The following is an 18123-nucleotide window of genomic DNA, read 5'->3' on the forward strand; positions in this document are numbered from 1 at the left end:
TCGATCCAGCCGCTTTCATTTTTACATAAATTCTCAACCGGTTATTTAAATCATCTCATTCACTTTTATGAAAAGAAACCCTTCAGAGGAAGGGCTTAACTCATTTATTATATCAGTTTTTACTGGGATCACAACTATTCTTAAAAATGTTTCACGATCAAATAAACATCTTCCCCAATTCTATGGGCAATTCCGTCAAGGATCGCCTCAAGGTTTTTAGCGAAAAGCTCCATCTCTTTTTGGTCATCACAAAAAAAGATAGGTGTCCCTCCCGAAGCCCGGTTCCGGTTTGTTGTGATGACAGACAAAATCACTTTCGTCAGCGATTCACTCATCCTATCACCTTATCCTGTTTTTTGATAAATTCCGTAGGCATTCTGATTGCATTTTCCAAGGTCGGAACATTGCTGATAATCTGAACAGCTGTATCCGGGTGATGAATTTGCGGCAGGACAAAAACACCCACTCTTCCGTCATTAAGATCCCGTTTCGCAATTGGCGTCAGGGACGGCTCCCCTGAGTCCCGATACACTCCCAGCACATTGGAAACATCAAATAATATGGCCTGACGCTGACCCAGGTTGGCAATGGTTGCAGCTGAATTAAAATTTTTAGGTGTTAAAATAAACCCCATGCCATGCTTTAAAATCAGCTCCTGTTTCTCTGGAAGTCCAATGTTCATCATATAAATATTATCAACAAAAAGACCCGGCCCTTCAAAGTGAGGCTCTATGTACTCGATATCCACAATATCTTTCAATACACTGCCGGACATAAATTTCATTGCCAACAAAAAACAAACAACAGCGGTTATAACAGCAACCCAGATTGAGAAAAATACGTACGCCGATGTTGTCAATAGAGCAGTAAAGATTACGATATAATTTCTGCTTTCAAACGCAATGGCGATTCCTTCAATATAAGTGCTTCCTCTTGAAACAAGTTCGTACGAATCCATTTGTGTCAGCGTATTCCGCTCCATATTTCTGACATCTCTGAATTGAGTGGCTGCAAGAGTCAAAAACGTGATAGCCGTAAACTCCTCCTGCAATAGCGCAGGCATAATAATTGCCCCTAACCCTGCTGCAATAAGCCCAAGTGCAATATGAATGACTTTACCATGAATATAGGTTGGATACTGGCGGTAATCTGTTTTCAGCATATACAGCCTTGTGGCGACTCCTGCTACGACCCCCGCAATAATCGGATAGATGTAATCGCTCATGACATTTTAGTAGCTCCTTTGTTTGATCTTTTGCCTCTATGGCCAATTTGACTGGCAAGCTGTTCATATTTTGATATACCAAACAGCAATATCATCCCTGCAGAGCATGCGTTTAGCCATTGAAAACCTCCAACAGCCGTATGCCCTGCCAATTGTTGAATGACAAAAGAATACACTAGTTCCCCTTGGCACATTCCAAGGACATATAAGGCAAGCTGCTTCTGAAAATCCCTTTCAACAGAAGCAGTCAAAAGCACACATAATACAACAGCGGCCCACTCAGGTTTTATGATGAACCAAACTGGATCATATAATGCAAAAAGATAAACAAACGCATACCCGGACACAAGCGTCAGGTGCACCATGATATAGCGAAATCGTTTATACATCCCGAAATATCCGGAATAGACGCATCCGCAAACGAAAAACATCACGTATGCCGCATTCAGTGAAAAATATAAAGTAAAGTGATGTATGCTTAAGATGATATTAGTCAAAATAAATAATGAGACGGCAAATCGACTTTTCGTCTTTCCAAGAATAAAGGTTGTCAGTACCCACAAAAACCACATTGACCAATAATAATAAAATTGTTCCATATCGCTTCCTCCATACTCCCAGTATGGAGTCTAAACACTTTTTTTAAACAAACCGCCTCACGTAAAGGAGAATGATCATGGGAAAAGACAGACAGGAGAAAAAACTCAAAGCTTCTGGCAGAGTGGAATCAGACCGAGACCAATCGATTCACTATGACGGAGCCACTAGCCTTGAACAAAACGGTAAATTCAAAAAGCGTAAATCATAATACAAAAAGCCCAAAACTCACACGGTTTTGGGCTTTCCTTATCCAACTATCAACGTACATTGTAATTGGAAGTATGAATGCCTCTCTCTGTCAGCCAGTGATGAGTCTCACCTTTTATGACAAGAGGAGCCTTTTGCAAATCAGAAATTGTTCTGGTGCCGAGCACAGTCATAATCATTTTTAATTCCTCTAGGATCAGCTGAATCTCTTCTAGCAGCCCTTCTTCGCCTTTTTCAGTCAGCGCCTTTAAGAAGTGCCCTGCCATTCCTGTACAGGAAGCCCCAAGAGCTATCGCCTTCGCGGCATCAAGCGCATTTTGAAGGCCGCCAGACGCAATCATTGGTTTATCAGGAAACTCAGAGCGGATTTCCGCCAGGCTCGCTGCTGTTGAAATACCCCATGAGTTGAAAAAGGTGATCTGCCGCTGTCTTCGGAGGTTTTCTATTTTCGAGAAATTTGTCCCTCCGTAACCGCCAATATCAACAGCTGCCGCACCTGCCTCATACAGCTTTTTTGCTGATTCTTTGCTCATTCCGAAGCCTACTTCTTTTATTATGACAGGCACTTTGACTTCGCTGCAGATTTGTTCAATACGGGAAAGAGCTCCGCTAAAGCTTCTGTCGCCTTCTGGCATGACAATTTCCTGAATGACATTCAGGTGAATCTGCAGCGCGTCCGCCCCAATCATTTCGACAGCTTCCTTCGCCTGACGGGCTGTCGCCTCGCTTCCGAGATTGGCAAAAATCAGCCCATTCGGATTTTCCTTTCGGACGATTTCATACGAATAGCGTTCAGACGGGTCTTTTAACGCCGACATTTGCGAGCCGACAGCGAGAGGGATACCAGCTATTCCAGCTGCTCTAGCAAGCGCCTTATTAATTTCATATGTAAGTTCTCCGCCGCCGCCAGTCATTGCATTGATAAAAATCGGCGAACTGCTTGAAAGTTCGCCGATTTTTGTGGAAATATCTACTTGTTCTAATGCAAGATCGGGCAGACTGACATGAACAAACGTAATATCATCAAGACCCGTCTCCCGCTTTTGGCCGGTAGACAGGGCATGATTGATGTGTTCTCTTTTCCGTTCTGCTCGAGTCACGTTTATCACCAATTATTTTAGTTTATTAAGCTTATCTCCGATCAGGTCTCCAAGCTGGAAGCCAGTGCTTGTTTCTTCCTTCGCCTGATATTGGCGGTAATCCTCTTGATCGGCTTTCGGCGTTTCTTCAAGCTCACGCATGCTTAATGAAATGCGCTCTTCATTTTCATTCACATCAAGAACCTTCACTTTTACAGTCTGTCCTTCTTCAAGAACTTCATGCGGCGTGCCGATGTGTTTATTAGAAATTTGAGAAATATGAACGAGACCTTCCACGCCAGGAAGAATTTCAACAAACGCACCGAAGCTCACGAGGCGCTGAACCTTTCCTTCAAGCACATCACCCGGTTTGACTTTCTCCCCAACTTGGCTCCAAGGCCCAGGCAGCGTTTCTTTAATAGATAGAGAAATACGCTCATTATCCCGGTCAACCGATAATACTTTCACTTTTACTTCCTGTCCTTCTTCCACAACGTCAGACGGCTTTTCAACGTGGGAGTGGGAAAGTTGTGAAATGTGCACAAGCCCGTCAATACCGCCGATATCAACAAACGCGCCGAAGTCAGTCAGACGCTGCACTTTACCATCAAGTACACTTCCAATCTCTAGAGACTGAAGAAGGTCTTGTTTTTTATTCGCTTGCTCACTTTCAACAACCGCACGGTGTGAAAGGATGACGCGGTTTTTATCACGGTCAAGCTCTACTACGAGCAGAGACAGTGTTTTTCCTTTATAGTCGGTAAAATCTTCTACAAAATGCGCTTCTACAAGTGATGCCGGAATAAAGCCTCGAACGCCGATATCAACGACAAGACCGCCTTTTACGACATCTTTTACTTCAGCTTCAAACACTTCTTTTGTTTCAAATTTTTTCTCAAGGTCTTCCCAAGCGCGGTCTGCATCAACAGCACGTTTAGATAAAATCAAAGCATCGTCTTCCACTTTTGTTACTTTCAGGTCAAGCTCATCGTCTACTTTTACGACATCCGATGCTTTCTCTACATGAAGACTTGATAATTCACTGATTGGAATAATACCGGACTGTTTGACATTGATAATTTCAACATCGACATGCTTGTCCTCTACCTTTGTCACAATCCCTTTTACTACATCTCCAACCTCTGGCACTTGAACATCAATTTGATTCATTTCCTCTGTCATTTGAATAACCTCCTTGGTCCAAACCTACACAGCTTAATTAAAAACGGTTTGAAAGCTGAACACGTTTCATACATGTTCGCTTTTAGCCGAATATGTATTAAAGAATCATCCAAAAAAGATTTTGAATGATCAATAAAAAGTTTTATTAGTATTAACTTCTAATAAAAGGACAGGTTTGTCAAGCAATAACATTCTTTCTTTGTTGAAAAATTCAAAAAAAGTGGCCTCCGCTGGTATCAGCGGGACTTTTGCTCCACTACATCAAGAATTTTTTCAGCAACTTCCTGAATGGAGAGAGAAGTCGTGTCGATTTCAAGCGCGTCATCTGCTTTTCGAAGCGGAGAAACTTCGCGCTCTGAATCGAGTTTATCTCTTCTTGCAATTTCCTCAATTAATGTTTCATAGTTGACATCGTAGCCTTTTTTTACATTTTCTTCATAACGGCGTTTCGCTCTCTCTTCAACAGATGCCAAAAGAAAGATTTTCACTTCGGCATTTGGGAGTACGTGAGTTCCGATATCACGTCCATCCATGACAACGCCGCCTTTTTCGCCGAGCTGCTGCTGGCGTTTCACCATTTCTTCCCTGACGCTTCTGTGCTTGGCAGCAATTGAGACCTGATTGCTGACTTCGTCTTTTCTGATGTCCTCAGTCACATCTGTGCCGTTGACAAGCACCTTTTGTCCTTCTTTGGTTGTGATCAGCTCAATATCTGTTTGCTTTAACAGCTCAGCCAATTTTGCCTCATCTGTCAAATCAACTTTTTCTTGTAAAGCCACATACGTAATGGCCCGATACATCGCTCCCGTATCAATATATATGTACGATTTTTTCTCAGCCACAATTTTGGCAACGGTGCTTTTCCCCGCAGCAGCCGGGCCGTCGATCGCAATCGATAATTTCTTTTCCATAATTCCTCTCCTTGCTCTTTTCTCCTCTATGGATTGTATCATGAACTTTATGAAAAAGGGTGAAAAATTCCTGAATAATTAATGTTTAATGGTTTCTACCCAATCATTAACCTCCATTTTATCAACCCCTTCATATTGAATCACTTTTGAGACATAAGGTTCAATATGCTGATAGTGAAAAAGAAACTGGATACCAACTAAAATCACTGCCTGAATGAACAATAATTTGAGCAGCAGCCGTTCAAAGGTCTTCATCGGCCCACCTCCATTACAAATATAGTATGGAAGTGTTTGCCGATGTTTATTCCAACCGTGCTTTCCTTCTCTTGTTTAACTGGCGGCGAATGCAATACTGAAGAAGGAGCTGCTGGTCACCTGCTGAAATCTCCGAATACTCCAAGGTCATTTTACGTTTGCCGGTTTTTGAATCATCAAAAACGCGTCTGACAACCGCGTCAGCCTTTATTTGATGCGTTTTCTCCTCTTCCTGAAGGCTGATGAAAAGGCGCAGCGTATCCCCGTGCTGAAAAGAATAGCCGCCTGTCAAAATCAAAGCGATACCGCCAGCGCTGATATTGTACGAGAGTGTATGAAACTTGTCTTTTTCATCTGCCGGCTCGACCAGCACATCCAATACCGCGTCAATTCTTACATATTGCCGGCGCTGAATTCGTTTCATTTTTTCACGGGGAGGCACTTCAAGGCGAATCATTTGAAGCTTGTCCTTCACTTTTCCCTTCATGCGGCTTGAGAAGCGGTAAGGCACTTCGTCTTTACCGACAAACTCTACCGTTACTTCAGTATCGTGATGTAATATCACGGTTCTTCCTGTGTGTACATCAACTGGATATGCGATCAGGAGCTCTCCGTTTTCAATGCTCACAGCTTTGCTCTTTGCTATTTTTAATTGATTTTCTTCTATGTATTCTAAGTGTACAGTATCTCCAATTTCTATCATTGACTTCACTCTTTCGCAATCAATATATTCACTTTTTTATTAAATCATGTAATGGAAAAAAGGAAAAGACTTTTAGTCCTTTCCTCCTAGTTTTTATAGGTCTTTATATATAGGTTCGGCATTTTTTAGTTTTTCGACCTTCTCTTCCGTTCCGTCATTAGCATTTATATACATTCTGAATGTATCATTTTCAATCGTACCCAGCATTTCATAGCACAATACTTCCTGGCCTAATTCATTTGTGATCACAGCAAGCCTTGTTTCTCTCACTTCTACATTTTTGTTTAATTTTGCTTTTGCATCTTGTTCAGTAATAACCGGCTTTGGTATGTCTCTTTTTCTGTGGGATGTTAAGAAATCGCGTGCTGAAAAACCGACAACCTCGCCGTCATCCAAGGCAACTTTCATACGGATGGCTTCTGGATACATCCTGATATTATTTTCTATTGGAACATATGAGAATACACCGATTTTATCGTATTGCGCGCTTTCATCGATTTCCAGATCTTTTGTTTCATATCCGTTTTTCTTTAGAAAAGCAAGGGCTCGATTCGAACCATCATTCAAGCTGATTTTTTGATCTTTCACTTCTCTGTTCTGGATTAAATAAACCGGGTGTCCGCCTTTTTTTGTAATATCCATATATATCGCTGCTTTATGATCAGGATCTTTCATACTGATACTGTAGACGTCACGGTTTGTTTTTTTCCCGCTCTTTATCACTTTGATTGCATAATTGTCATCCGGTGCAAAGCGTTGGGCAATTTGTTTGGCTTCCTGTGCAGAAATTTCTTTCCCCTTCAGATGGGCAAAACCTTTCTCTTCTTTTTTGGTGCTGGTGAAACTAGGGCCAAGATCTGTTCCGGAGGAGAAGGACCCGACATTTTTTTCAACCGTTTTAAAGCTGTTGATGATCGTGTTATCACTCTGTTTTTCGTCAGAGGCCAGCGCCATCTCTACATCCATCCAGCGCAAGTTCTTGCTCATGACAAGGTGCTGAACGTGGCGCAATTCATTTTGGATATCTTCTGACTGCTGATAAAGCTTATTTAGCGAAGTATATTCTTTTTCATCAAGCGGTTTTTGATCCAAATCTCTGATTGACGTTTTGTAGCTGAAATCGCCGATCTTGGATAACAGCTCTTCCGTTTTGTTAAACGGCATTAATGTAAGCGGCAGCTGACTGACACTGTTATGGGCTTCTGATGTAATTCTCCAAACATCTATCAATGCGGGGGACAGTGATTTTTTGCTGTTCATGGCAAGCGTTGCGCCAATTTTATCATGCAGCTGGTCTACCTGATAGGTGAGCTCATGAAACGCCCGCTGATAGTTATTTTCAGCATGAAGAAGGACAGCGTCTTTTTCCTGGTGCTCTTTGTATCCCCAGTAACTAGTACCGACAATTGCAATACCGAGCACTGCGATTAAAATACCTCTGATCATTTATCACACCTCATTTTTATGCTTTCTTATGTCCTGCTACTCACAGAAAATGTGTTTACCGATTCTCTTAATCTGCGGGCGTCCCCAAATCCACGCGCTGGTAGCTGTATCCGGATTAAAATAATACAGCGCTTCCTCGGACGGGTCCCAGCCATTGATGGCGTCTAATACTGCTTCTTTTGCTGTTTCGTTCGGCTGCATATAAATTTGTCCGTCAGCCACCGCTGTAAAGGCAAGCGGTTCAAAAATAACACCCGCTACTGAATTTGGAAATAACGGACTGTTTAAACGGTTCAAGATAACTGCTGCAATCGCAACCTGTCCCTCGTACGGCTCGCCACGCGCTTCCCCGTAAACCGCTTGAGAAAGCAGCCGAATATCATTATTGGAAAAACCGCCCGGCATGTTAGCTGCAACCGCATCCTGTTTCTTTGTTTTTGCAGGCGTGTTGTTTTGCTGTTTATTTGCTTGCTGCTGCTGTGTTATTTTTTCAGCAGGCTGTTTCTGCCGCGTCTCTGCTTGCTGCCTTGCTTTTTGAGTCGCTGTTTTTGACGGTTTCGTTTGGTATTTCAGCGGTATTTTTCCGTAATGTGTGAATGTATTTCCTTTTTGAAGCTGCTCCATGACATATTCACGGTAATATTTAGACTTAGATATCAAGGTCTGTTTGGTTTGGGCTCCGACCAGACCGTCTATCTCTTTTAAGCCGAATTGATCCTGAAAGTTCCGTACTGCCCAGTATGTCCCCCATCCATAAACCCCGTCAATTTTCCCATTATAATATCCGTTATATTGAAGACGCGCCTGCAGCTCAATCACATCGTCCCCTGTTGCCCCTCTTTGAATGACTTGATTAGAAAAGGCTGAAATTGTTTCAGTATTGATAAACGTCGTAATTATAAAGGAAAATAAGATGAGACATGCCATAATCGATCCTTTGGACTTCATCTTTTCAAGCCTCCTACAGCAAATTTTTGAGTGTAAACGTATTTTCTGTAACGAGGTTATTTTTATACACTCTTTCCTTCTTATCCCTCACAGCTTAAAAATTTCAACAAATCAAAAAGCCGCACTATGTCTGTGCGGCTTTTCTATATCTGCATCATATTGACAGAACGGGCTTTTTTTGCTTTCCGTAAACCAAACCACCATAAAAATAACATAAACGGAAGCATGTAGTAGACCCAGTTGCTGAGGGCTGTCAGGATAAAGTCATACGACCCATGTAAAAGTGAGGGCAGGACCAACGAAAGGAGAAGCCATTTCATACGTGCTTTATCAGCTGAGAAACGCGCTTTTCCGAGGTAAAACCCCATAATCACTCCAATTAAGGCATGGCATGAAACGGGCAGCAGCGCTCTGACAAACGCATGCTCCACACCATGACCGATTAAATAAAGAATATTTTCGAGTGTCGCAAAACCGAGCGATACACTTGCACCGTATACAATTCCGTCATAATGCTCATCAAAGTGGGCGTGCGGATAAACACTGATCATTAAAATAAACCATTTCAATGATTCCTCCAAAAAGCCAGAAGACAAAAAAGAAACAAAAAAGCTTCCGCCTCCCACATTCTCTTTTTGAAGTACATACTGAATAAACATAGTGGGAAATACAAGAACAACCCCAAGAAAAAATGAGCGAAGCACCATATGTACAGGTTCATTATCATACTGATCTTTTAAATAAAAATAACTTAACAGCGCGATGCCGGGAGCAATTCCTGCAGAGATGATTGCAAACATCAGGCAACCTCTTTCCTTTATATTCCTATGTCTATCCTACCATGTTGTGTATGAATTTACATCTGTCTGACTTTAAAAAAACAAAAAGAGCATACGAATCCTTCATATGCTCTCCTCTTTTCACTGATCTTCTCTTTTTGCAATTTCGTTTGCGATGTGGCCGCCGTGAAATCTTCCGTTTTCAATGAATATTTCATTTGCGTTGTTTCCGGCAGCGATGACCCCGGCAATAAAAACGCCCTCCACATTGGTTTCCATCGTTTCTTCATTAAAAAACGGACGCCCTGATTCCTCATCGATTTTCACACCGATTTTTTTCAAAAATTGATGATCAGGATGATAACCCGTCATGGCAAATACGAAGTCGTTTTTAATGGTAATCAGCTCCTGCTGGCCGGAGCGGAAAACGACTTCATCTTCAGTGATTTTTTCTACACAAGCGCCAAATTCCATTCGGATTGTACCGTTTCTTACTAAGGATTCGAATTCTGGCAGAATCCATGGCTTAATGCTTGAAGAGTATTCATTGCCCCTATATAAAACGGTGACACGCGCTCCTGATTTTACGAGTTCAAGCGCAGCATCTACACTTGAATTTTTCCCGCCGATAACGACGACGTCTTTATCGAAATACGGATGTCCTTCTTTAAAATAATGGAATACCTTCGGCAAATCCTCACCGGGTACGTTCATATAGTTTGGATGATCATAATAGCCTGTGGCAATGATGCAGTATGGCGTTGAATACGTCTCTTTTGACGTTTCGATAACAAATGTATTGTTTTCTGCTTTTGTCACTTTTTGCACCATTTCAAATGCATTCACACGAATCTTTTTCCGCTTCACGACTTCCCTATAGTACGTCAAAGCCTGAATTCTGACAGGCTTTCTGTTTTCGGTAATAAATGCCACGTCACCAATTTCAAGCTTTTCACTTGAGCTGAAAAAGGTTTGATGCGTCGGATAATTGTAAATACTGTTAACGACATTGCCTTTTTCAATGACGAGGGCATCAATGCCAATTTGTTTTAGGTGAATGGCCGCAGATAATCCGCAAGGACCTCCGCCAATAATTATTGCTTTTTCTTCAATCATTTCCGTCAACTCCTGCGATTGGGCATTCAATTCACATTTTTCTATTTCCAAATAAAAAAATCTCCTATTTTATCATAGGAGATTTTTATTTTTTATGCAAATCATCAACTTATATCCAGCCTCTAAAGCGCGAAGCTTCCGCCATTTTACGCACGCCTACCATATAAGCGGCAAGTCTCATGTCGATTCTTCGGTTGTTGGCCATTTCATATATATTGTTGAATGATTTTACCATCATTTTTTCTAATTTCTCTTCTACTTCTTCCTCGCTCCAGTAGAAGCCCTGGTTATTCTGAACCCATTCAAAATAAGAAACCGTTACGCCTCCCGCGCTTGCCAGTACATCAGGAACAAGCAGAATGTCACGGTCTGAAAGAATTTTTGTTCCTTCAAGCGTAGTTGGCCCGTTAGCTGCTTCAACGACGATTTTCGCCTGTATATTATGGGCATTTTCTTCTGTAATTTGGTTTTCAATCGCGGCAGGAACTAAAATATCACAATCCAGTTCCAGCAGCTCTTGGTTCGTAATGGTATCGTTGAAAAGCTTCGTCACTGTGCCAAAACTGTCACGGCGGTCGAGTAAGTAATCAATATCCAGGCCCTCAGGGTCATACAGTCCGCCGTATGCATCGGATATGCCGACAACCTTTGCCCCTGCATCATGCATAAATTTCGCCAGATAGCTTCCGGCGTTTCCGAATCCTTGAACGACGACTCGCGCACCTTCAATATCGATGCCTTTTTTCTTCGCCGCTTCTTTTATGCAGATGGTTACACCTTTTGCTGTCGCTGATTCTCTCCCGTGAGATCCGCCAAGCACAAGCGGTTTGCCTGTAATGAACCCAGGCGAATTAAATTCATCAATTCTTGAATACTCATCCATCATCCAAGCCATGATTTGTGAGTTTGTAAATACATCCGGTGCCGGCACGTCTTTCGTCGGACCGACAATTTGGCTGATAGCTCTGACATAACCCCTGCTTAGACGCTCCAGCTCTCTAAACGACATATCCCTTGGATCACAAACAATTCCGCCTTTACCACCGCCATATGGAAGATCAATGATACCGCATTTTAAACTCATCCAAATGGAAAGTGCCTTCACCTCTTTTTCAGTTACGTTGGGGTGAAAACGTATCCCGCCTTTTGTCGGACCGACGGAGTCATTGTGCTGGGCACGATAACCCGTAAAAATCTTGACTGAACCGTCGTCCATACGAACTGGTATTTTTACCGTTAATAATCTCATCGGCTCTTTTAACAATTCGTATACTTCTTCAGGATATCCCAATTTTTCCAGAGCCTTATGTATTACGGTTTGAGTTGATTTTAAAACATCAAGTTTGTCCTCTTCTGTATGACCGGTGTTTCGATCGGCTGCCATTTGAGTTAACCTCCTAGAATCTTCTGTTTCTCACATGCTCCCTTTCAGAGAATAGTATACACCTTCATATGATCTATGCATAGGATAAACGTTATGTTTTTCCATGTTTTTTAACAAAAAAAACCGCTGTAAAAAACAGCAGTTTTTCTTCCATTCTTATGAAAAATGAGTTTGGATTGTCTCTACAGCATTTCCGTCCATAATGAGCTTACCATACTCTTGTAAGCGATAAATCGTTAATGTTGTTGGATTGCCGTATTCAGCCAGGACCGCCACAACTCCCTCGGCAGTCTGTGATCCCAAGTCTTCTAGGCTTAGAAAGTACTGTCCTTCATAGTGGTAGACAGTCCCTCCCGTGATACCGATCCGCTGTAAGCTTTCAGAAAGCTGAATGATATCTTCAAAGGAATGGAATTGATATATGATGTCCGCGCTTTCGTCAAGCTTGACTTGCATTTCGATGTAATCATCATCATACTCATCTTCTTCTGAATCCGCTTCTTGGTTCTTTGTTACGATCACAACCATCCCTTGTGCTTGGAGAGAATACACTTCCACTGCAATCGGTCCATTCGCTTCAAAGCCGAGCTCTGTATTTGCTTCATTCATCATATCTTTAAATAACTGGTGGACTTTAAATGAGTCCTTCCAGAGGTCTTCTTTTGTTAATCCACGATCAGTCAAATCATCGAGGGTCAAAAAGATTTTAATCTTATTGTAATTCAGACGCTCAAGCCGCATAACGTTCCCTCCTGCCTCTACTTGCACACAAATCATATAACACATTATATGAGATGATGAGTCATAGGTTCTTAATTGTTATCAGTTTACACTGAGTTCACTAGTAAGACAAGCACAATGCAGTTTTTTATAGACACACTCTTTAGAGAAGTCATTCAGGTGCTGCAAGTGTCACGATGTGTGCCTCAGGCTCCGCCCCTAAACGAAGGGGCACTTTTGTTGTGCCGTACCCGTTGCTGATGAGGTATGCAGCATTTTTAACAAAACCGGTTGTACCAAGCTCATAAGGGCCGAATTTTCCAAATCGAATCTGCCCGCCATGGGTATGTCCGCTGAATATCACATCAATACCATCATTTTCATTGATTTGCTGATGGATCTCAGGGTTATGACAAACCAGAACGTTCAACTGGTTCTCGTCAATTTCTTTAATTGCTTCTTCATAATCATCCATCTCCATCCTGATGTCATCCACTCCGGCTATGGTGATGGTATGTCCGTTATAGGTAAAAGGAACCGATTCATTTCGAAGCGTAATAATACGGTACGCCTTAAAAATAGTATACAGTTCACGCTGACTGACCTCATAATCATTGTTTCCCCATACAAACATGACAGGGACTCCCAAACCCGCAAGCCTTCTGACATTTTCCTCAATTCTCGAGCAGGACACCCCGCCTTCAGCTAAATCACCGCCAATTATCACCAGATCCGGCTTATGGCCCTGCGCTTCCTCTAAAAGACCGTGATCAACAACACGTTTGTGAATATCAGATATAAAAAAAATCGTTAGAGGCGGCTTCCCCTTCATTTTTGATAACGTAAATGTATGGTTTTTTAGATGATTGCCTTTTGCCACTGAATACATTTTTGCCGTCATTGCCGCTGCCGCAATCGCTAATGCACCCGCAATTTTCATTGATCGCTTCATAAAAAACTCTCCATTCTTTTAGAACTTATCAATAAGACGGACAATAAAAAAAAGACGTTTCTATCGTTTGAGAAAACGCCCCATTTTATTTACTTTCAAAGTATAGATTAATATCGTATTGGTGCTTCATCAATTGAAAAACAGATTCTCGCGCCTTCCATTTATCAGGCTGCGGCCAGAGATCAGTGCTTTTCTGAATAATTTCACATCTCAGTTTATGGAAATCCCCCTCGGCTTTTTCTTCTTTTTTCTTAAAATAATATGAAGTGCAGTATGCAAAAGCAGTTGCCATCATCCAAAATAAATAAAAGGTATGGCTTAGCATTTCTTGAAGAATGAGCTGAGGCGCCGGGCTTTTGATCATCATTAAAAGACATAATAAGCCCAGGCAAATGAGTGAGGTCCACCGCCACCTGCGACATTGCGCAGCATAGTTTTCGTATTTTTGTTTTCGTTTCACCAACGCCTGTAGCATCTGTTTGGTCGGCGCGTCCGTAAATCGGTCCAGCTGGTTCCATAAGGATTCCATACGCTTCACACCTTGTCCCTTTTCATTGCTACAATATATGAGCCTGCGATCAAAAAGATGCCCGCTAATAAGTCAAAGGGATGTCCAAAATTTGCCCGGTATAAACGTCATTTCCGTTCAAATGATTATAGGCACGGATCTTTTCTTCTCCTGATCTGCTTTTATAATATTTCATGGAAATGCGGTACAGCGTTTCTTTCTTTTGAACGGTGTGCTTCACGATATGTTCCGCCTCGGTTTCTTGAACTGGTTCAGGCTGCTGCGGTATTTGTTCCTGCTCTTTTTGGACTGTTTTTTCTGGGAAAGGGGAAGCAGCCGCGCTTTTTGCTTCCTGTTTGTTTGCTGTCTCCTCTTTTTCCGCTACAGCAGGCTGCTTCTTATCAGTTGTTGCTTCTGTTTGTTTCTCTGTCTTTTTGTTTTCAGATTTTTTTTTTGACTCTTCGCGCAGAACTGTCTCTTGCGTTTCTTTTTTGGCCTCTGGTTTTTGAACCACCTCGTATTTACTCTGGCTGCTGTCTATAAATACATCTTCATAATCATCGGGATTTCCCGGATGGCTTTTCATTAGATAAAATAAGGCGACAAAGACGATAACCGGCACAAATACAAACAGTACCGCGAGAGTGGTAAATAACGGCGTTCTTGTTTTGCCTTGCTTTTTTTTCTTCTCTCTTTGATTTTTTACAGATTGTCTTGTCGGAAGGCTTTCTTCATCCTCTTCGAAAAGGTCGTCCGCCAATGCGGCATTATGGTCTTCATAAAGATTCTGAGCTTTTCTTCTCTCAACTCTAGACATGTTCGTCATGTGTATCCCTCCTAACATGTTCAAAACGAATCTGACAGGCAAACACGGCATCAATAATAAAATGCGCCGTTACCGGAACAAATAAATTACCGGTCCATTCATAAATCAGTCCAAGCAAAAAGCTGATTGCCGTCACCATGATAAATAGCAGCCATTTTGTCAAATACCGAAAATGAAGAACAGCAAAAACAAAACTGGCCGCCCATAAACCAATATGGGTCTGCAGCACTCCCCTAAATAACATTTCTTCAGCGAAAGAAATTAGAAGCGTTAAAAATATAATATGAGGGATTGGCCTTTTACTGAATAATTTTTTATTGATTCCGCCGTCATCATATAAATGAGACGGACACCATTTCATGATTGCCATGTCGGCTAAAACGACAATAACTGCAAGAGAAACACCATACCAAATGATTCTTGTATCTCTAATATGCCAGAGGCTGAAAAAATCACTTATATCCTGAAAAAAGAACAAAACGGCAGCAGCGGACACCATGATGACCAGAAGCTGTGTCATGTATAGCTGCTTCAGTATATCACGGTCAGACAGATGCTGGATCAAATCCCTTTGCTGTTTCAGTTCGGCTCACCTACAGTCTCTAGACTGAATATACGGTGCAATTCCGATCTCCAGCCGTCTAATGGTGCTATTTGGACGCGCTCCTCTTTTTGTTCATACAGCGAGAGATCAAAACCGCAATGTGAACAGCACGGCATGCCTCCTTTATCGGGCTCGTATGTTTCATCAAAATAGGCTAACAACGATTGTCTTAAACAGCCATCGCGATGAAGCAAAGCTGCCACGTGACGCATTTTTTCAAGTTTCAGCTCCATGCGATACGTGATTTCCCGCTTGATCAGATCAATTGATGTTTTCCCCTGCATAAAGAGATGGATGATCATGCGCGACTGCGTCTCTGTGATACCATATTGCATGAATAATTCGCGCAGTTTTCTTTCGTCCCGTTCTTCCGTTTCTTCCAGCACGCGAATAACATTGGCGATTTCTCCATCCGCAAGACTCTCCATTTGGATAATCTGCTCTTGCAATTCGAAATCTCCAGGCGCTCTGAGCAAAATGCTGACACTCGGTTTTCCGTCACGCCCTGCTCTGCCGATTTCCTGCATAAAAGCTTCAGCCGTCTGCGGGAGATAAAAATGTATGACATATTTGATATCTGACTTATCAACACCCATTCCAAACGCATTTGTACAGCAAATGACATCAAGCTGGTTATTGATAAATTGCTGCTGAATTAACATTCTGTCGCCAGAATCCATGCCGCCATGGTAATAATCAACCCTGCTGTTTGTTTTGTTTTTAATTTCCTCCGCTATTTCCTCTGCCCATTTCCTTGTCGGACAATAGACAATTCCCGGACCTTGCAGGTTTTCAACCAGCTGAATGACCCTATCTATTTTTTCGGCAGTATCCGCAGTATTTTCAACTTTGAGTGCAATATTCGGCCGGTTAACCGAGTTAAGATGCCGTTCGGCATGATGCAGTTCAAGCAAATTCATGACATCATGCAGCGTATCCTTCGTCGCCGTAGCCGTCAGAGCAAGCACCGGCGGATGCCCAAGTGTTTTTCTCAGCTGTCCAAGCTTTGAATAATCCGGCCTAAAATCATGTCCCCACTCCGATATGCAATGCGCTTCATCAATAACGAAGAGACTGATCGAAACGCTCTTTAATTTTTCCAAAACATATGACGACTGCAAAGCTTCGGGCGACAGATACAAAAATTTGTACCGATGGATATGCTCTAAAACGAATTGTCTTTCCTGCCTGCCGAGCATACTATTCAAAGCGGCAGCCCGTTTTTCTCCCCGCGCTTTCAGCTGCTGCACCTGATCCTCCATCAAAGAAAGCAAAGGAGAAACGATTAATATCATACCGTCAAGCATGTAACCGGGCAACTGGTAGCAAAGAGACTTCCCTCCCCCTGTCGGAAGCATTGCAATGGTATCCTTTCCGCTGAGAACGCTTCTGATGATGTCCTCCTGTCCTTTTTTAAAGGAATGAAAACCAAAAAACTGATATAACACTTGCTGTAATTTAGTCATACTGTTTCACCTGCTTTGCCAATGCCAGCCTGATTTGAAAGTAGCTGAACCGCTGCTCTAGGCCTTCTCGAATTTGTTTGATCTTGTTTGTCCGCATGCGTTTGGCGAACTCAGCAATTTGGAGCTGATCCTCAGCCGAAATATATTCATCAATCACAAAAGCCGGCTCATGAAGAGAAATTTCGACGATATGGTCTTCAATTGTGGCAGTTTTCAGCTTTCTGATTTCAGCAATTCGCTGAATCGGAATCCCTTGTCTGACCATCTGCCATGTTTTTCTCGTAGACTCAGTCAGCGCATTCTCCAGATGCACATCGGAAAGAAGATCCTTTAGTATAGAATCTTCACATTGCGGCAAGGAATGAATAAAATAATGTACCACAGCCCAAAACAAGACATACACGTACCACTCGTCTTCTTTCAGATTGTCAGCAAGCTGCCTGCTCGTATAACCGATCCTATTATATGAAGTTAATGAGTAGACAAAGATAAGAGCTGCTTTCTCGTCAAGCCTTTGCAAATGATCCTCCAGCATTTCCTGCAAGCCCCTTGCCAGTTTTTCATGATCCTTCTGCATGTGCATGTATCGCTTGACCCAGTGAAGCGTCTTATAATCTTTTGTGACGGGAATATACTGTCTGTTGCTGCGCTGCTTATTTGACAATACCTGTACGAGAAGGGAAAGTCTTTTCCAGAGCACGCTTGCGGCCTGCTGAAAATAAGCGCCGTGGCAATGGGCTGGCCAAGGCCGTTCACTCAGCGCCTGCCTCAACATGCTTTCGCCTCTTATAGTCACTCTGTATGTATCTGTTTCTGACATTGGTTCCAGAAATGACTGCTGTTCAAGCTTGAGAAGTGATCCTGATATGTCGCTTCTTGAACATTGCGGAGCCATTCCAAAATATCTTGCAGTCTGAAATAAGCCGGCATCTTGAATGGTTTGTGACGATCTTTTTCCTTTAAATAGGTGAAAAACGGCACTTCCTGTCCGTTCCCCGTTTATTTTAGAAATGCAATCGAGAACCATAATATCAAAGTAATGTAATGACAACCTATCCACCCACATTCTTCCTGACAAAAATCGTTGGTTTGCTCTTTTTATTTTAACAGATTTTAAACATAAATCGACGATTAAAGTCATCATTAGGGGGGATGTTATGTAGATAACCCCTTATGTGATAAGCATTCTCAATCATTTTTCTGTTGAAATGT

At 42.2% G+C, this 18123-nt stretch carries 21 protein-coding genes; 1 reads left to right on the forward strand and 20 read right to left on the reverse strand.

What is annotated here, in order from left to right; translation table 11 throughout:
* Positions 1–140: 140 nt before the first annotated feature.
* From NST56_RS12755 to NST56_RS12765, 3 genes are read right to left on the reverse strand one after another with little or no spacing between them, the layout of a single operon-like run.
* Positions 141–335: a hypothetical protein gene (locus NST56_RS12755; RefSeq protein WP_010334751.1), complete on the reverse strand. Its 195-nt coding sequence runs from the start codon at positions 333–335 to the stop codon at positions 141–143.
* Complete coding sequence (locus tag NST56_RS12760; RefSeq protein WP_010334752.1) at positions 332–1225, reverse strand: YIEGIA family protein; 894 nt, start codon at positions 1223–1225, stop codon at positions 332–334. The genes NST56_RS12755 and NST56_RS12760 overlap by 4 nt, the downstream gene beginning before the upstream one ends.
* Positions 1222–1824: a hypothetical protein gene (locus NST56_RS12765; RefSeq protein ID WP_010334753.1), complete on the reverse strand. Its 603-nt coding sequence runs from the start codon at positions 1822–1824 to the stop codon at positions 1222–1224. Before NST56_RS12765 ends, NST56_RS12760 begins: the two co-directional genes overlap by 4 nt.
* Before the next feature lie 77 nt (positions 1825–1901).
* On the opposite strand from NST56_RS12765, the gene NST56_RS12770 reads away from it, so the two are divergent.
* Positions 1902–2033, forward strand: coding sequence for a YpzI family protein (locus NST56_RS12770; protein ID WP_010334754.1), 132 nt, complete (start codon positions 1902–1904; stop codon positions 2031–2033).
* A 49-nt stretch (positions 2034–2082) separates the two neighbouring features.
* On the opposite strand, the gene fni is transcribed toward NST56_RS12770, so the two are convergent.
* The 17 genes from fni to NST56_RS12855 form a co-directional block, all read right to left on the reverse strand.
* A complete protein-coding gene (gene fni / locus NST56_RS12775; RefSeq protein ID WP_339176976.1) occupies positions 2083–3132 on the reverse strand; it encodes a type 2 isopentenyl-diphosphate Delta-isomerase in 1050 nt (349 codons plus the stop codon).
* 12 nt (positions 3133–3144) lie between these two features.
* Complete coding sequence (gene rpsA, locus NST56_RS12780) at positions 3145–4293, reverse strand: 30S ribosomal protein S1 (RefSeq protein ID WP_268445977.1); 1149 nt, start codon at positions 4291–4293, stop codon at positions 3145–3147.
* A 236-nt stretch (positions 4294–4529) separates the two neighbouring features.
* Positions 4530–5204 (reverse strand): (d)CMP kinase, encoded by a 675-nt coding sequence (gene cmk, locus NST56_RS12785; RefSeq protein ID WP_010334757.1) that lies wholly within the window; start codon positions 5202–5204, stop codon positions 4530–4532.
* Positions 5205–5282: 78 nt separating this feature from the next.
* Positions 5283–5459: a YpfB family protein gene (locus NST56_RS12790; protein ID WP_010334758.1), complete on the reverse strand. Its 177-nt coding sequence runs from the start codon at positions 5457–5459 to the stop codon at positions 5283–5285.
* A gap of 46 nt (positions 5460–5505) precedes the next feature.
* Positions 5506–6162, reverse strand: a complete 657-nt coding sequence (locus NST56_RS12795; protein WP_339176980.1) for a flagellar brake domain-containing protein — start codon at positions 6160–6162, stop codon at positions 5506–5508.
* A 93-nt stretch (positions 6163–6255) separates the two neighbouring features.
* Positions 6256–7608 (reverse strand): germination protein YpeB, encoded by a 1353-nt coding sequence (ypeB, locus tag NST56_RS12800; protein ID WP_339176983.1) that lies wholly within the window; start codon positions 7606–7608, stop codon positions 6256–6258.
* A 36-nt stretch (positions 7609–7644) separates the two neighbouring features.
* Positions 7645–8556 (reverse strand): spore cortex-lytic enzyme, encoded by a 912-nt coding sequence (sleB, locus tag NST56_RS12805; RefSeq protein WP_268449440.1) that lies wholly within the window; start codon positions 8554–8556, stop codon positions 7645–7647.
* A 143-nt stretch (positions 8557–8699) separates the two neighbouring features.
* Positions 8700–9356: a glutamic-type intramembrane protease PrsW gene (gene prsW, locus NST56_RS12810; protein WP_339176986.1), complete on the reverse strand. Its 657-nt coding sequence runs from the start codon at positions 9354–9356 to the stop codon at positions 8700–8702.
* A 120-nt stretch (positions 9357–9476) separates the two neighbouring features.
* On the reverse strand, positions 9477–10451 hold the full coding sequence (locus NST56_RS12815; RefSeq protein ID WP_339182210.1) for a YpdA family putative bacillithiol disulfide reductase: 975 nt from the start codon (positions 10449–10451) through the stop codon (positions 9477–9479).
* A gap of 109 nt (positions 10452–10560) precedes the next feature.
* A complete protein-coding gene (gene gudB, locus NST56_RS12820; protein WP_010334764.1) occupies positions 10561–11835 on the reverse strand; it encodes an NAD-specific glutamate dehydrogenase in 1275 nt (424 codons plus the stop codon).
* Between the two features lie 156 nt (positions 11836–11991).
* Positions 11992–12576 carry a genetic competence negative regulator gene (locus NST56_RS12825; protein ID WP_010334765.1) on the reverse strand — a complete coding sequence of 195 codons (585 nt, stop codon included), beginning with the start codon at positions 12574–12576 and terminating at the stop codon, positions 11992–11994.
* Between the two features lie 151 nt (positions 12577–12727).
* Complete coding sequence (locus NST56_RS12830; RefSeq protein WP_168748143.1) at positions 12728–13507, reverse strand: metallophosphoesterase; 780 nt, start codon at positions 13505–13507, stop codon at positions 12728–12730.
* 85 nt (positions 13508–13592) lie between these two features.
* Positions 13593–14036 (reverse strand): YpbF family protein, encoded by a 444-nt coding sequence (locus tag NST56_RS12835; protein WP_024121889.1) that lies wholly within the window; start codon positions 14034–14036, stop codon positions 13593–13595.
* Between the two features lie 64 nt (positions 14037–14100).
* Positions 14101–14841, reverse strand: coding sequence for a LysM peptidoglycan-binding domain-containing protein (locus tag NST56_RS12840; protein ID WP_326202872.1), 741 nt, complete (start codon positions 14839–14841; stop codon positions 14101–14103).
* On the reverse strand, positions 14825–15406 hold the full coding sequence (locus NST56_RS12845; RefSeq protein ID WP_339176991.1) for a CPBP family intramembrane glutamic endopeptidase: 582 nt from the start codon (positions 15404–15406) through the stop codon (positions 14825–14827). The genes NST56_RS12840 and NST56_RS12845 overlap by 17 nt, the downstream gene beginning before the upstream one ends.
* 14 nt (positions 15407–15420) lie before the next feature.
* Positions 15421–16911 (reverse strand): ATP-dependent DNA helicase RecQ, encoded by a 1491-nt coding sequence (locus NST56_RS12850; RefSeq protein ID WP_339176993.1) that lies wholly within the window; start codon positions 16909–16911, stop codon positions 15421–15423.
* A complete protein-coding gene (locus NST56_RS12855) occupies positions 16904–17962 on the reverse strand; it encodes a helix-turn-helix domain-containing protein (RefSeq protein ID WP_326227344.1) in 1059 nt (352 codons plus the stop codon). The genes NST56_RS12850 and NST56_RS12855 overlap by 8 nt, the downstream gene beginning before the upstream one ends.
* Positions 17963–18123 lie beyond the last annotated feature (161 nt).

This window comes from Bacillus sp. FSL R5-0560 (assembly GCF_037966305.1).
Classification (GTDB): domain Bacteria; phylum Bacillota; class Bacilli; order Bacillales; family Bacillaceae; genus Bacillus; species Bacillus mojavensis.

Excerpts from the sequence above, each read along its gene's own strand:
- NST56_RS12755 (WP_010334751.1), bottom strand. The coding sequence starts at position 335 with ATGAGTGAATCGCTGACGAAAGTGATTTTGTCTGTCATCACAACAAAC.
- NST56_RS12760 (WP_010334752.1), bottom strand. The coding sequence starts at position 1,225 with ATGAGCGATTACATCTATCCGATTATTGCGGGGGTCGTAGCAGGAGTC.
- NST56_RS12765 (WP_010334753.1), bottom strand. The coding sequence starts at position 1,824 with ATGGAACAATTTTATTATTATTGGTCAATGTGGTTTTTGTGGGTACTG.
- NST56_RS12770 (WP_010334754.1), top strand. The coding sequence starts at position 1,902 with ATGGGAAAAGACAGACAGGAGAAAAAACTCAAAGCTTCTGGCAGAGTG.
- rpsA (WP_268445977.1), bottom strand. The coding sequence starts at position 4,293 with ATGACAGAGGAAATGAATCAAATTGATGTTCAAGTGCCAGAGGTTGGA.
- cmk (WP_010334757.1), bottom strand. The coding sequence starts at position 5,204 with ATGGAAAAGAAATTATCGATTGCGATCGACGGCCCGGCTGCTGCGGGG.
- NST56_RS12790 (WP_010334758.1), bottom strand. The coding sequence starts at position 5,459 with ATGAAGACCTTTGAACGGCTGCTGCTCAAATTATTGTTCATTCAGGCA.
- NST56_RS12795 (WP_339176980.1), bottom strand. The coding sequence starts at position 6,162 with ATGATAGAAATTGGAGATACTGTACACTTAGAATACATAGAAGAAAAT.
- ypeB (WP_339176983.1), bottom strand. The coding sequence starts at position 7,608 with ATGATCAGAGGTATTTTAATCGCAGTGCTCGGTATTGCAATTGTCGGT.
- sleB (WP_268449440.1), bottom strand. The coding sequence starts at position 8,556 with ATGAAGTCCAAAGGATCGATTATGGCATGTCTCATCTTATTTTCCTTT.
- prsW (WP_339176986.1), bottom strand. The coding sequence starts at position 9,356 with ATGTTTGCAATCATCTCTGCAGGAATTGCTCCCGGCATCGCGCTGTTA.
- NST56_RS12815 (WP_339182210.1), bottom strand. The coding sequence starts at position 10,451 with ATGATTGAAGAAAAAGCAATAATTATTGGCGGAGGTCCTTGCGGATTA.
- gudB (WP_010334764.1), bottom strand. The coding sequence starts at position 11,835 with ATGGCAGCCGATCGAAACACCGGTCATACAGAAGAGGACAAACTTGAT.
- NST56_RS12825 (WP_010334765.1), bottom strand. The coding sequence starts at position 12,576 with ATGCGGCTTGAGCGTCTGAATTACAATAAGATTAAAATCTTTTTGACC.
- NST56_RS12830 (WP_168748143.1), bottom strand. The coding sequence starts at position 13,507 with ATGAAGCGATCAATGAAAATTGCGGGTGCATTAGCGATTGCGGCAGCG.
- NST56_RS12835 (WP_024121889.1), bottom strand. The coding sequence starts at position 14,036 with ATGGAATCCTTATGGAACCAGCTGGACCGATTTACGGACGCGCCGACC.
- NST56_RS12840 (WP_326202872.1), bottom strand. The coding sequence starts at position 14,841 with ATGACGAACATGTCTAGAGTTGAGAGAAGAAAAGCTCAGAATCTTTAT.
- NST56_RS12850 (WP_339176993.1), bottom strand. The coding sequence starts at position 16,911 with ATGACTAAATTACAGCAAGTGTTATATCAGTTTTTTGGTTTTCATTCC.